General features: G+C 38.7%; 13 protein-coding genes. 4 read left to right on the top strand and 9 right to left on the bottom strand.

Annotation, left to right across the window (positions count from 1 at the left end):
- Positions 1-66 precede the first annotated feature (66 nt).
- Positions 67-678: a rhomboid family intramembrane serine protease gene (locus A3G3_RS0104790; protein ID WP_019519405.1), complete on the bottom strand. Its 612-nt coding sequence runs from the start codon at positions 676-678 to the stop codon at positions 67-69.
- Positions 679-1085: 407 nt separating this feature from the next.
- Here A3G3_RS0104790 and A3G3_RS13980 point away from each other — a divergent pair, with 407 nt between their 5' ends.
- Together A3G3_RS13980 and A3G3_RS0104780 are read left to right on the top strand one after the other, a co-directional pair.
- Positions 1086-2273, top strand: coding sequence for an OmpA family protein (locus tag A3G3_RS13980; protein WP_019519404.1), 1188 nt, complete (start codon positions 1086-1088; stop codon positions 2271-2273).
- A gap of 179 nt (positions 2274-2452) precedes the next feature.
- Positions 2453-3547 (top strand): peptidylprolyl isomerase, encoded by a 1095-nt coding sequence (locus A3G3_RS0104780; protein WP_019519403.1) that lies wholly within the window; start codon positions 2453-2455, stop codon positions 3545-3547.
- Between the two features lie 33 nt (positions 3548-3580).
- Here the strand turns inward: A3G3_RS0104780 and rlmH are convergent, their stop codons facing one another.
- Positions 3581-4075: a 23S rRNA (pseudouridine(1915)-N(3))-methyltransferase RlmH gene (gene rlmH / locus A3G3_RS0104775; protein ID WP_019519402.1), complete on the bottom strand. Its 495-nt coding sequence runs from the start codon at positions 4073-4075 to the stop codon at positions 3581-3583.
- A gap of 113 nt (positions 4076-4188) precedes the next feature.
- Between rlmH and A3G3_RS0104770 the strand changes: the two genes are divergently transcribed.
- Positions 4189-5196, top strand: coding sequence for an ATP-binding protein (locus tag A3G3_RS0104770; RefSeq protein WP_156802099.1), 1008 nt, complete (start codon positions 4189-4191; stop codon positions 5194-5196).
- Between the two features lie 232 nt (positions 5197-5428).
- Here A3G3_RS0104770 and mscL read toward each other — a convergent pair whose 3' ends face one another.
- From mscL to A3G3_RS0104755, 3 genes are all read right to left on the bottom strand, one after another.
- The gene (mscL, locus tag A3G3_RS0104765) at positions 5429-5860 is read right to left on the bottom strand and encodes a large conductance mechanosensitive channel protein MscL (protein WP_019519400.1); all 432 of its coding nucleotides are present in this window, start codon (positions 5858-5860) and stop codon (positions 5429-5431) included.
- A gap of 251 nt (positions 5861-6111) precedes the next feature.
- Entirely contained in the window at positions 6112-7950 is a 1839-nt protein-coding gene (typA, locus tag A3G3_RS0104760; protein ID WP_019519399.1) for a translational GTPase TypA, read from the bottom strand.
- Between the two features lie 166 nt (positions 7951-8116).
- Positions 8117-9373 carry an OmpA family protein gene (locus A3G3_RS0104755; RefSeq protein WP_019519398.1) on the bottom strand — a complete coding sequence of 419 codons (1257 nt, stop codon included), beginning with the start codon at positions 9371-9373 and terminating at the stop codon, positions 8117-8119.
- Between the two features lie 663 nt (positions 9374-10036).
- On the opposite strand from A3G3_RS0104755, the gene A3G3_RS0104745 reads away from it, so the two are divergent.
- Complete coding sequence (locus tag A3G3_RS0104745) at positions 10037-10594, top strand: type IV pilin protein (RefSeq protein ID WP_019519396.1); 558 nt, start codon at positions 10037-10039, stop codon at positions 10592-10594.
- Here the strand turns inward: A3G3_RS0104745 and A3G3_RS0104740 are convergent.
- The 4 genes from A3G3_RS0104740 to A3G3_RS0104725 form a co-directional block, all read right to left on the bottom strand.
- Positions 10591-11325: a pyridoxine 5'-phosphate synthase gene (locus A3G3_RS0104740; protein WP_019519395.1), complete on the bottom strand. Its 735-nt coding sequence runs from the start codon at positions 11323-11325 to the stop codon at positions 10591-10593. The genes A3G3_RS0104745 and A3G3_RS0104740 overlap by 4 nt on opposite strands.
- Positions 11322-12110, bottom strand: coding sequence for a DNA repair protein RecO (gene recO / locus A3G3_RS0104735; protein ID WP_019519394.1), 789 nt, complete (start codon positions 12108-12110; stop codon positions 11322-11324). Before recO ends, A3G3_RS0104740 begins: the two co-directional genes overlap by 4 nt.
- Before the next feature lies 1 nt (position 12111).
- Complete coding sequence (era, locus tag A3G3_RS0104730; protein WP_019519393.1) at positions 12112-13119, bottom strand: GTPase Era; 1008 nt, start codon at positions 13117-13119, stop codon at positions 12112-12114.
- A gap of 177 nt (positions 13120-13296) precedes the next feature.
- Positions 13297-13546 (bottom strand): integrase core domain-containing protein (locus A3G3_RS0104725; RefSeq protein ID WP_019519392.1); only part of this gene is annotated, 250 nt, incomplete at its 5' end.

The raw sequence follows: 13546 nt of genomic DNA, 5'->3' as shown, positions 1-13546 counted from the left end.
TATTAACCACGCTTTATAACTTTTAACAAAATTTTTAAATTAAAATTCATTTACTGATAGTTTAAATTAACCAAAACTTAAAAATCTTGGGTGCATTAACGCATTAAAAAAGTGCGGTACAATATTTGGTTCAATGGCAATGGTCGCCAACATCCCAAATACACCACCGACCAAATGTGCCGAATGGTTGACATTACCACGCCCATGACCATCCGCCCACACGCTATAGCCGACATACAGCCCTGCAAAAATAATCGCAGGTACAGGCACAAAAAACACGAGCAACGTCGCCCACGGGTTCATTAACACATAACTAAACACCACCGCCGACACCGCCCCCGATGCCCCTAAACTTGAATAACGGCGGTCATTTTTGTGTTTAACAAAACTAGGTAAAATCGCTACCACAACTGCCACGACATAAAACAACAAATACCCCACCACCGACACCCGACTGGCAAAAAACCGCTCCACCACTTGTCCAAACGAAAACAAGGTAAACATATTAAAAAACAAGTGCATACCGTCCGCGTGTAACAAACCATGCGTAACAAACCGCTCCACTTGCCCACGCTGTATCGCAGGCGGATAAAAAATCAGTCTATCCATTAATTTTGGCGACTGCCACGCCAATAAACTCACCGCCACCGTCAACGCAATGATAATTAAGGTCATCATTTACAACTTTCTCACTTTGTTAAGATTAAATTTGTTAATATCAAAAATAAATCGCTACTATACTGTAATTTGACAAAATTTTCTGTTATCTTTTTGAACCACATTTTTACAAGAATGATTAATTTTATCAGTTTTTAATAAAATCCAATCCGTTAGCCTTTTTTGCTAAATTTTTGTTAACATAATCTTTACGTTTTAGTTACTTTAATATAACTGAAGCAAAAATTGATTTAGGTTAATATACGCACCATTCTAAGTAGTTTTTTAAAATTTTATCAACGTTCTATCAAGTTTAAAAAATTATAAAACTACTCAACAAAATAATAGTGATAAAGATAACGAAAGCCTTGTTTTGGGATGTTTATGCGTTTTTATCATTCAAACCAACTTTTTTAGAGGACATTTTTATGAGCATCAATATCATTGAACATCTAGTGCAAACCGTTAGTCCTGCAATTTTGGGTGACAAAGCTGGCGACAGCGTACGTAACGAATTGCTAAAAAAAGCATACGCAATTTTTCTTGCCCGTTTTATGGACAAAGATGTCTATGCTGATTTAGCAACTAGCACCCCAAGCAATAACTTTTTAGAGCGTCTGTTTCCACAAGCCAACCAACGCAATGATTTGATTGGTAAATTAGCTCAAGAATTCAACGTCTCAAATGACGAAACCTTAAACCTAGTTTCTGATTCTGCACCTGTCGCATTTGCCGAAGTACAAAACCTTGCAGGTACAACTCCTGTGGTAGATTTCTTGGGTGCAAATTTAGGTTCATTGGCAAGCCTAATTCCAACTTGGGCGTATGCACTTATCCCAGCGGGTGTTTTGTCATTGTTAAACATCAACCCAGCTGTAGCGAATGTAAATCACACTCAAACTACAACTCATGTTCAAGAACACCTAGTTGCCACACCAAAACCAGAAGAAAGCAGTGGTTTACCAAAATGGTTATTGCCATTAATCGCTTTGTTAATTTTAGGTGGTTTAGCAGCGATGTTGCTAAAAGGCTGTGGTAAAGATGAAACCGCACCACGTGTTCAAACCGCTGATACTGTAGCGACTGACCCTGCATCAGTCGCATCAACCACTGAAAGCGTAGCCATCGCAAGCGTTGCATCAACCACTGACGCAATGGTTGTCGGTAGTGTACCCGCCTCTACTGCAAGTGCAGTTGCCGTAGCTCCTGTAACTGATGTAGTAATTTCTACAACTGAACCATCGGTTTACTTAGATAAAGGTCGTTTGTCGTTTTACTTCGTTACTGCAAAAGCAGACCTTGCTCCACAAGCTAAAGACAAATTGATGGAGTCAAAGTTGTTAGATGCTGTACAACAAGGCAAGAAAATTGGCATCAGTGGCTACACTGATAGCACAGGTAATAAGGCATTTAATGATGAATTATCTGAAAAACGTGCTAAATCCGTCAAACAATTCTTGATGGATAATGGTGTGCCAGAAGCTCAAATTGAGCTAATTAAACCAGACGATTTTGTGGGTGCGGAAGGTAAAACTCAGGAAGGTCGCCGAGTTGACGTTTATCTTGTTGACGGTCCAGGCGTCGTAACGACTACCGTTGCAAGCGTTACTCAATAATTTTAACCTGACACATTAAAAGAAAAAAATCCTGTCAGTCGGCAGGATTTTTTTTGGCTTGCGAAATGTTTGCATAAATTGTTGCATCATTTTTTGGCAAAAGCTAAACCCAAAGAAGTATAGCCAAACCGCCCTATTTTGATGATAATTGTCGTAAATTTTCTGATAGGATAAGCACAATGAGCGTCAATACTTTTAACCCAAAACAAGCAGAACAAACCAACGCTGAAGCAACAGGCTGTGGCAGTGGGAATTGCGGTTGTGGTGACGGTGGTAAACATCAAAATAGTCATGAGCATCACCGCCATCATGCCCATGAATATAACCATGAACATTATCACCACCACCATGAACACGATGACGGTATCCGTATTATGCCAACATCTGACGACCTAAAAAAACCCAATTCGGATGCAAAATTTATCCAAAAAGCCCTTGCCGAAGAAAAATCCAACCACGCTAATTTAATCGCAACCAGTCGTGAAACCTTACCAAGTATTACGGTAAATGGTATAAAAATTGAGCCCGAACAAATCGCCCAAGAAGTGCAATATCACCCTGCCGACAGCAAAGACGATGCGTTATACCTATCTGCTCAAGCCCTTGTGATGCGTGAATTATTACGCCAAGCGGTACTTGCCGAGCCAAGTTTGGGACAGTCGGCGTGGGATGCGGACGAAGAACAGGCGATTGGCGATTTGCTTGGCAAAAACGTTGAACCAAAAGCCCCAACTGATGCTAATATCGAGCAATATTATCAGCAAAACCAAGCCCAATTTACCACACCGCCAATCATCAACGTGCGTCATATTTTGCTCGCAAGTCCGCCAGAAGAAGGTGATGAACGCCTAAAACTCAAAAAACAAGCCAGCGATATCATTGAAAAAATCAAAACCAGTAACAACCCTGATGCCGAGTTTTTATTTCACGTGCAAAGTTTATCCGCTTGTCCGTCCAAAGATGATGGTGGCAATTTGGGGGTAATTGCCAAAGGTGCGACCGTGCCAGAATTTGAAAGTGCAGTATTTGCGTTACCCCAAGGGCTTGGTGTTAATCCGATTGAAACCCGTTACGGCATTCATATCGTGGATGTGATTGACAAAAAAGACGGAGTGGCGTTAAGTTTTGAACAAGCAAAACCGATGATTACCAATCACTTAACCCAACAATCTTTTCATCATGGCTTGGTTGATTATTTGTTTAAACTTTCGCAAAATGCCAAAATAGACGGCATTGAGTTAAATATGAATGAAGAAAATGTGTATCGTGGCTAATTAATCCTTGTTAAAAACAGATAAAGAAGTGCCTTAAAAATAGTCACCACGATGATATGGGTGATGATTGATAATGGTCATCGCCCGATACAACTGCTCCATTAAAATCACTCGCACCAAAGGATGTGGCAAAGTCAAACTTGACAACGACCACTTAAAATCCGCCTGTGCCAACACCGCTTTTGACAAGCCGTCCGCCCCACCAATCACAAAACCCATATCCTCGCCCATTTGCATGGCATCACTGATTTTTTCCGCCAAATCTTCGGTTGACAGATTTTTGCCACGCACATCTAGGCAAATCAACCGCTCTCGTTTGGCATTGGCGTGAGCTTGCAAAATCAAGCCCCCTTCAGTTGTCGCATATTTTTCTAACTCCGCCACGGATGGGTTTTTACTGCGTTTACAGGCAGGGATTTCCACAATTTCGGTACTTAACATCGGCTGAATACGTTTGAAATAATCATCAAAACCCGTCTGCACCCACGTTGGCATTTTTTGTCCAACGGCTAAAATTCTTGCTTTCATATTCTTCTCAAATTTTAACAACCATGATAAAGGATAAAAACCTTGTAAAAAATTGGCTTATTGTAGCAAAAAATCGTTATAATAAGCCAATTTATTTTCGCAATTTATCAAATATGTCTAAACAAAGCTTACAAAAATTTTTATTAAAAAAACTCATTGCCAGCATTATACTTGGCTTTATTCTTGGGATTTTTATCAATATTTTAATCAATGAACAGCAAATTTTAACCACATTTTGGCTGATTAATTTGGCTTGTATAGTGATAGTATTGTTAATATTTAATTTATCATTAATTCATTATTTTAAACGATTACAACGTTTTTTGGACAATCCAAAACAATTTAGCGAATTTGGTTTCAACCCATTTTTTAACAAAACTGCCAAAAAAATTCAGCTAATTCAATTTGAAAAACAACAACTTAGCGAACGCCATCACCGCCTTGACACCATGCGAAAAGATTTTGTTGCCAATGTATCGCACGAATTACGTACGCCACTCACAGTCATTATGGGTTATTTGGAAACGTTTAGCCAACAGCCTGAGCTTGACCTGCGTTGGCAACGAGCGTTTGGGCAAATGTTGCAACAAAGCGACAGAATGAATAATATTATCAATGACTTACTACTAATCGCTCGCCTTGAAAATAACGAAAACAGCGAAAAACCCACGCTGATTGATATGCCAAAATTACTGTCACAACTGTTTGACGATGCCCAAATTTATAATCACAACTTTGAACATCTCATTCATCTGCACATTGACAGCCAACAGCACATTATGGGATATGAAGATTTTTTAAATAGTGCTTTAAGCAATTTAATCACCAATGCCATAAAATACACGCCCAAAGGTGGTGAAGTCAGCATTAGTTGGTTTGAAAAGACAGACGGTTATTATTTTAGCGTGAGTGATACGGGGATTGGCATTGACACTCCACATATTGAGCGGTTGACCGAGCGTTTTTATCGGGTGGATAGTGGACGAAGCCGTGAAACAGGCGGAACAGGGCTAGGTTTGGCGATTGTCAAACACGTCATTCATCAGCATAATGCCAAACTTGACATTCAATCCAAAGTTGGCAAAGGTTCAACGCTTAATATTATTTTCCCAAAAGAATAACAAATTTTTGATAAAAAACTAATCAATCCCAACAAAGTCAAAGTTAATTTCAAGCATTTTCCTTGTACGATATCGCTAATCGCTTTCACTGAACCGTTAGCATGCGTCCAAGCCAACGTGTCATGCCTTGTATTTAGGTATAAATTATCAATCCTCAAAGTTTTTGACATTTAACAAAAAAGCCCTAATCAGACGATTAAGAAATTTTAAAATACTTAAACAAACAATTAAATTATTTACTCAATTTTGCACTGATTTCACGCAGTAACAGTACTTCTTCTGTCGGTTCTGCTGGTGCTTCTGGCTCGGCTTTCGCTTCTTTACGCATTTTATTCATGCCTTTCACCAACATAAAGACGATAAACGCCAAAATGATAAAGTTAATCAAAATGGTGATAAAGTTACCGTAAGCAAGCACAGGCACGCCCGCTTCTTTTAACGCCGTGTAAGTCATCGCTGTACCTGCTGGCACGTCGCCAAGCACAATAAACATATTGCTAAAGTCAATTTTGCCACCCATAATCGCCGAAACGATAGGCATAATCACATCTTCTACCAAAGATGTGGTAATTTTACCGAATGCACCGCCGATAATCACACCGACTGCTAAGTCCATCACGTTGCCTTTTACCGCAAAATCTTTAAATTCTTGCATCATACTCATAAGATGAGTCCTTAATTTTTTAGCTTTTTGGGTTCAAGTATTCATGGACCCTAAAAAAGCTTTTATTCAATATTAGAAATTTAAATTTTTATAAAACCTTATCATTAGCAAGGTTTTAATTAAAAAATTTAAACGTATTTTTGCGTTGCGTATCGTAAAACAAAAAGCCTATTCTCTTGATAGACTTTTTGTAATTTTTCGTAAAGATTTTATCTAAAATTAAATACACTGATTAATTAAATTTAATAAAATTACTTACGAGCGTTACGTTTACGGTCATTTTCTGTCAAATAACGTTTACGAATACGGATAGATTTTGGTGTGACTTCAACGAGCTCATCATCTTGGATAAATTCTAACGCTTGTTCCAATGTGTATTTGATTGGTGGCGTTAAAATGATGTTTTCGTCCGAACCTGATGCACGGATATTGGTCAATTGTTTGGCTTTGGTTGGGTTTACCACCATGTCATCGCCACGAGAGTTGATACCAACAATCATGCCCTCGTACACTTCCAAACCGGGTCCAGCAAACAATTTACCACGTTCTTGTAAATTAAATAATGCATAACCCAAGCAAGTGCCTGTAATCATGGAAATCAGAACACCGTTGTTACGTCCACCAACATCGCCAACTTTTTGTTCGCCATAATGTGAAAAACTTGACGTTAAAATACCCGTACCTGATGTCATGGTCATAAATTCTGAACGAAAACCAATCAAGCCACGCGATGGAATAACCGCTTCAATACGGATACGACCTTTGCCGTCAAGCTCCATGTTAGTCATTTCGCCTTTACGCAAGCCAACTTGTTCCATGACCGCACCTTGGTGCTGTTCTTCTACGTCAAAAATCACGTTTTCGTATGGCTCTTGTTTTACACCGTCCACTTCTTTGACAATCACTTCTGGACGAGAAACGCCTAACTCATAACCTTCACGACGCATATTTTCAATCAAGACAGACAAATGCAACTCACCACGACCTGAAACCTTAAATTTATCAGGGCTATCCGTATCTTCCACACGTAATGCCACATTGTGGATTAATTCACGTTCCAAACGTTCACGGATATTACGAGAAGTTACAAACTTACCTTCACGACCTGCAAATGGCGAGTCGTTTACTTGGAAAGTCATCGAAACAGTCGGTTCATCCACACTAAGCGGTGGCAATGCTTCTACATTTTGTGGATCACAAATCGTATCTGAAATATTCAACGCATCAATACCTGTGATACACACGATATCACCTGCTTGGGCAAATGGTACTTCAATGCGTTCCAAACCATGATAGCCCATGATTTGTAAGACACGACCGTTGCGTTTGTTGCCTTCTTTGTCAATAATGGTTACAGGCGTGTTGGTTTTCACCGAGCCACGCTGAATGCGACCGATACCGATTAAGCCTTTAAAATTGTCATAATCCAAACTTGAAATTTGCATTTGGAATGGACCTTCGGTATCCACGTGCGGTGCTTCTACCACATTCACGATAGTTTCAAATAGCGGTTGCATATTTTCTGCCATCTCATCTGGCGACAAACCTGCAATCCCATTTACCGCAGACGCATAAACAATCGGAAAATCCAACTGTTCATCAGTCGCACCTAAATTATCAAATAAATCAAATACTTGGTCCATCACCCAATCAGGTCTAGCACCGGGTTTATCAATCTTGTTAATCACCACAATCGGTTTTAAACCACGAGCAAAGGCTTTTTGAGTGACAAAACGAGTTTGTGGCATTGGACCATCCACCGCATCCACCAATAACAACACGCAGTCCACCATAGACATCACACGCTCTACTTCGCCACCAAAGTCAGCGTGACCGGGCGTATCCACAATGTTAATGCGATATTCTTCGCCGTCTTTTGGATTTGTCCAACGGATAGCGGTATTTTTAGCTAAAATGGTGATGCCACGCTCTTGTTCTAAAGCGTTAGAGTCCATCACACGTTCCACTTCGGCAGCACGTTCACCAAAAGTACCTGATTGTTGTAAAAGTTTATCAACCAAGGTAGTTTTACCGTGGTCAACGTGGGCAATAATCGCAATATTGCGAAGATTTTTAATCGAATCTGACATAAAAAAATAACTCTTAAAAGGTAAGAAAATTAAAGCAGATAATTATAACATTTTTATAAAAAAATTTTTGATAAAAATTCTAAACTGTTCAATATTTAAGATAAAACTAAAAATACAAAAAAGCTACCCAAGTTTTGGATAGCTTTTTTTGTAATCAAACTAAGAATTAGTTCATATCTTTAGTCTGAGTTACGGTTTGTGTTTTGTTACCAGAGATAGTAGCGTAAACACGACGGTTCATTGCTTGACCTTCTTTAGTCGCATTGTCAGCGATTGGACGGTCAAAACCATAACCGACAGTGCTGATACGTGCTGGGTTGATACCGAATTGGTTAACTAATACGCCTTTCACAGCGTTTGCACGAGCTTCGGATAGACGTTGGTTATATTTTGCACTTGAACGTTTCGTATTTTTAGAGGCGTGACCTTCAATCGCAGCTGTTGCATTTGGATATTCGTTCATTTTCTCTGCAACTTTTTGGATTTCTGGTTTGTATTGGTCTTTGATAATGGTTTTGTCATTGTCAAAGAATACACGCAATTCCATACGTAATTGGTCATCAATTACTTGTTTTGCTGGGCAACCAGTTGCATCAACCACAACGTTTAATGGTGTGCCTGGGCAAGCATCAACACTGTTCAATACGCCGTCTTGGTCGTCGTCACCATCAACAGTATCAATTACTACTGGACCAGTTGGTACAGGAGTTGGCTCAACGATTGCTGCTGCTGGTGCTAAGTGGCCGCCTAAAACAACATTCAAGCCAGCCAATGCCATGCCTTCCCACCAGTTGTTGTCAAAGTTGTGAATGGCACGTGCTTCACCACGTAAGCTTAGGGCATCGTTGATACGATAATACGCACCTAGACCCAAGTTACCGATAGTGTCTTTAGATTCGGTAACTTCCTGACCCGCTGATGCTTGACCATGTTTTTTTTGAGCTTCAATAGAGATATCAGAAACACCACCACCGATTAATACATATGGTTTGAATGGGCTATTAGTGTAGCCAGTGAACGTTTCCGTGCCCACCGTGAAGTTAGCAGAATACATTTTTTGTTTTGCATCGAATTCGTAGGCATCACGTGATGCTTTATTTGAATAAGCATCTGTATTTTTTTCGCCGTATTCAAGTTCTAATGCGATGGTTGGGGTTAGTTCGATACCAATACCTGCCCCTGTATATAGATCGCTATCTAATGCAACGCCATTACCACGACCGGTTACATTTTCACTTGTACCTGCGTTAGTTACAACGGTACTGCCTGTATCTAGAGTGCCACGTTGTTTTTTTGCAGTGTCTTTAATATCATTAGATACATGATAACCCAAAATTAGTGGGGTTACCGTTACACCAGCATTTGCAGATGCAGATGCTGCAGTTGCCAAAATAGCCAAAGCTAATTTGTTATAAGCTTTCATAATTCCTCCAAAAGGATTTGTCTAAGTTACAATTGATAGTCTATCTATCGTGATAGGTTGTCATAATATTAAAAATACTAAAAACTGCCTACCATACAACCTCAGTCGTTAATAGCTTAACGTGTTATCATAAAAATGACAACTGTTTTTTTTACTTTTTGACACAATATTGCCAAATTATCCCTACTTTTTAGTTTATTTAAGCAGAATTGTTCAAAAAATAACCACCATAGACAAACTATATCAGCTGTCGGTATGTGCTAATTTTAATATAGAATGAATTTTTTAGCTAGTGTTTTGATAGAATTTATCACGAAAAACTACATTTTTTTTACGTTTTTTTACGTTTTAAGATTTTTTGGTGGTTTTTTCTACTTGTTTTGGGTATGATAACTTATTAATCATTTTAAGAACCTGTATTCATAACATTTTTGCAATGAAAAATGCGATAAATCGCCCGCTTTTCAAGGAAAAAACGCAGGTTGATAGTGATTCTATCAAGCAAGTTTTTGACGCAGAAAAGCAAGATTTCGCCAGTTTTCATGCAAAAGCAAACTTTTATCCATTAATTTCACAACAAATCCTAATTTGCGTAAGGTTGTGAATACAGGTTCTAACTTTTTTACGACTCCAGGCTATTTTTTAGATAGATAAGGAAATCTCATGCCCTCTTGTGCTGTTTTTCATCGTGGCGGTTATTTGGGATTTACTTTGCTAGAATTAATGATAACCATTATCATTATGGGCATTGTGGCAAGCATCGCTGTACCGAACGTGCTAAATCAACTTAAACAATCTGAAAGCCAACGTATCGCAATGACCCTCAGTACATTTTTAAGTGCTGCTAAACAAGATACCATGATTTATCAAAATATGATAACAATTTGTGTTGCTAATGAGCAAGATCGATGTGTTGCCACCAACGGCACAGTATTATTAAGTTTTGTTGATAAAAATGGCAATCATATGTTTGACAACGGCACGGATATCATTAAAGAACGCACACCACTCATGCTAAAATACGGTACAGTTCGGCTTAATATTGCGTTAAATAAACCCTACATTGACTTTAAACCCAGTAACGGCAACCCTATCGGGCATATGGGAAATATCCGCTATTGTGCCAATGACAACAACGCAGATAATAGTTTTAAAGTCACTTTTAACCAAACAGGTATGGTAAAAATTAAATCCCGCCAAGAAGAACCGAGTGGTTGTTAAAATGCCTGTCGCATCGCTTTTACCGCATTTTCAAGCCCCATAAACACGCTATCTGCAATGATAGAGTGTCCAATATTTAACTCATAAATACCGTCAATTTGGGCAATCAGTGCGACATTTTCTCGGGTCAAACCATGCCCAGCATTTACCAGTAAATTTGGATTTTTTGCTTTGGCATAAGCAACTGCTTGGCGGATTTTTTGCAATTCTTTTTCAATACTTTCTCGATGATTGGTTAAAAAAACTTCCGCATATGCCCCTGTATGAATCTCAATCGCATCGGCATTGATGGCAATGCTTTTGTCAATTTGTTCAATATTTGGGTCAATAAATAACGAAACTTTTGTACCATTTTGTTGTAAAATTTGGATAAAATTGGCAATTTTTTCGGCATTGCCAATCACATCAAGTCCACCTTCGGTGGTGATTTCTTGGCGTTTTTCTGGCACAAGGCTTACCCATGCAGGTTTAACATCAGAAGCTATGGCAAGCATTTCATCAGTTACCGCCATTTCCAAATTCATGCGAGTGGTCAAAACTTTTGCCATACGATAAACATCGCTATCTTGAATATGACGGCGGTCTTCTCGCAGATGAAGCGTGATGCCGTCTGCCCCTGCCTGCTCGCAAAGCAATGCTCCTGCCACAGGGTCTGGGTAATCTACGCCACGGGCTTGGCGAAGGGTGGCAATATGGTCAATATTAACGCCCAAAAGTGGTGTATTTTTCATGAAAAATCCTTTTGATAAATGGTTAATTGTCGCCATAATTCACGACTTTTTAGTGATTGATAATTCAATAAATTATCTAATATTTGTCGATAAATCACGCCGATTTTTCGTAATAATTCATTAATTTCTGCCAAATTAGTTGATAAATTTTTATCAAAATCATATGAATTTATCAAAAAATTTTGCCAATCAATCAGCTGTTTACCAAGGATAAACGTTTGATTATTCTTTGTTTTTTTTAAATTTTGGTTATAATTTGGCACAAAACCTTGTTCTAATTCATAATAATAATTGGCTTTCGGATTGATGGATTGTTGCAAGAAATCTTGTGAAAAATCAATCGCATAGCCCAACTCGTCTAGCAATACCGTTTCAAATTGACGTAATGCAAATTGCCAACGCTGATGTGGATTTGTGTTTTCGCTAAAAATCTGTACCAAACTGCATTCGTATTGTTGCCAAGCGTTCGGCATGGCATCTTCTACATTAGCAATGCCGAGTATTTTTAACAATAATTCATTTAAATACAAGCCGATAATCATGGGTTTGCCAAAATTTTGTGGGATTGGCAACGCTTTATTTGTCAATAAAAGTTGACTTTGGCTAAAAGTTTTTAGGCTATTTTTACCCGTGGCAAACAGCGAAATCGGCATAAATAGCGGCAGATTTTTTTTACCAACGCCATGTACCAAACCGAACTCTTTGGAAAAAAAATAAATCAAGCTACGGCTTTCGCCATAGGGTTTTTGGTATAGGATATAGCCTGTGAGTGGTTGGTTTCGCAAATTAGTATCCCAAACTGGTCAATGCCCTTTCATCATCGCTCCAGCCTTTTTTCACCTTGACCCAAAGGGTAAGCATGACCTTTTTTTCAAACATTTTTTCCATGTCAAGGCGTGCGTCTATGCCAATTTGTTTGATTTTTTCACCCTTATCACCGATGATAATTACCTTTTGTCCACGTCTTTCCACAAAAATAGTTGCATCAATAAAGGTAACGGCACGTCGCCATTTGCCTGTTTTTGGGTCTTGATGAGCAGGTTCGTCTTTGAAGGTGTCAATTTGCACGGTCAAATCATACGGAATTTCATCGCCAGACGTTCGCATGACTTTTTCACGGATAATTTCGCTTGCTAAAAAGCGTTCACTGCGGTCGGTAATTTGTTCAGCGTCATAGATTGGCTCTGTGATTGGCAAATGTTTTTTGATGACATTTAACAACTCAGCCAAATTATGCCCACGCAATGCAGAAATCGGTACAACATCGCTAAAAATACCTGTATTGTGAAGTTTTTCTAATAAAGGAAAAAGCTCGCCTTTTTGTTTAATGGTATCGCTTTTGTTAATCACCGCAACCACAGGCACATCAAGGTTTTGCAGTTTTGAAAACACCAGTTCATCATCACTCACCCATTTTAAACTGTCAATCACAAATAGCACCACGTCCACATCAGTAAATACGGACGTGGCAGTTTGGTTCATACGCTCGTTGATTGCTCGTACTTCGTTGGCATGAATGCCCGGGGTATCCACAAAAATCGCCTGCATGGTTTCATCGGTATAAATACCCGTGATACGGTGGCGTGTGGTCTGCGGTTTGCGACTGGTGATGGACAATTTTTGTCCCAAAATATGATTCATCAGCGTGGATTTTCCCACATTTGGGCGACCGACAATCGCCACATAGCCTGTGCGAAAATCTTTTGCACGTTCGGTTATTTGTTCGCTTGGGTTAAAAAATTGACTGATAATGTCTTGGTTATCATTATTTAAATTTTCTAAATGAATTGACATAAAATAACTTCTCAATAATATAAGTATGATTATTGGTTATTATAAGGCAAATGTAAGAATATTTCCGTTATTTTTTTTATCATTTTAAAGTTTTATAAATTTCTGTATTGACAGAAATAAATAAAAAGTCCAAAATAACGCTAATTAACAAATAAAGGTTGTAGTGGTCAAGTTTAATTAGACAGCTTTTAAGAGATTTTGGTTAAAAAACTGATTTTCTTTCTCAACAGGTGTTAAATAATCATTAAAGCTATGTGGTCTAACTTGACAGTAATAACCTAAAATATAACTCGCTACATCGACTCTTGCTTGAGATAAATCGTCATAGCCTTTCTTGGGCATCCATTCTGTTTTAAAGCTCCTAAAGAACCGCTCGGTTGGAGCATTATCCCAACAATTACCACGTCTGCTCATACTATGCTTCATG

The organism is Moraxella boevrei DSM 14165 (assembly GCF_000379845.1).
GTDB lineage: Bacteria > Pseudomonadota > Gammaproteobacteria > Pseudomonadales > Moraxellaceae > Faucicola > Faucicola boevrei.
This window is presented reverse-complemented; position numbering and strand designations above follow the sequence as displayed.

Bases quoted from the DNA above. Each gene is read 5' to 3' on its own strand.
- A3G3_RS0104745 (WP_019519396.1), top strand. From the start codon at position 10,037: ATGCCCTCTTGTGCTGTTTTTCATCGTGGCGGTTATTTGGGATTTACT.
- mscL (WP_019519400.1), bottom strand. From the start codon at position 5,860: ATGAGTATGATGCAAGAATTTAAAGATTTTGCGGTAAAAGGCAACGTG.
- A3G3_RS13980 (WP_019519404.1), top strand. From the start codon at position 1,086: ATGAGCATCAATATCATTGAACATCTAGTGCAAACCGTTAGTCCTGCA.
- rlmH (WP_019519402.1), bottom strand. From the start codon at position 4,075: ATGAAAGCAAGAATTTTAGCCGTTGGACAAAAAATGCCAACGTGGGTG.
- A3G3_RS0104755 (WP_019519398.1), bottom strand. From the start codon at position 9,373: ATGAAAGCTTATAACAAATTAGCTTTGGCTATTTTGGCAACTGCAGCA.
- A3G3_RS0104790 (WP_019519405.1), bottom strand. From the start codon at position 678: ATGATGACCTTAATTATCATTGCGTTGACGGTGGCGGTGAGTTTATTG.
- A3G3_RS0104740 (WP_019519395.1), bottom strand. From the start codon at position 11,325: ATGAAAAATACACCACTTTTGGGCGTTAATATTGACCATATTGCCACC.
- typA (WP_019519399.1), bottom strand. From the start codon at position 7,950: ATGTCAGATTCGATTAAAAATCTTCGCAATATTGCGATTATTGCCCAC.
- A3G3_RS0104770 (WP_156802099.1), top strand. From the start codon at position 4,189: ATGTCTAAACAAAGCTTACAAAAATTTTTATTAAAAAAACTCATTGCC.
- A3G3_RS0104780 (WP_019519403.1), top strand. From the start codon at position 2,453: ATGAGCGTCAATACTTTTAACCCAAAACAAGCAGAACAAACCAACGCT.
- era (WP_019519393.1), bottom strand. From the start codon at position 13,119: ATGTCAATTCATTTAGAAAATTTAAATAATGATAACCAAGACATTATC.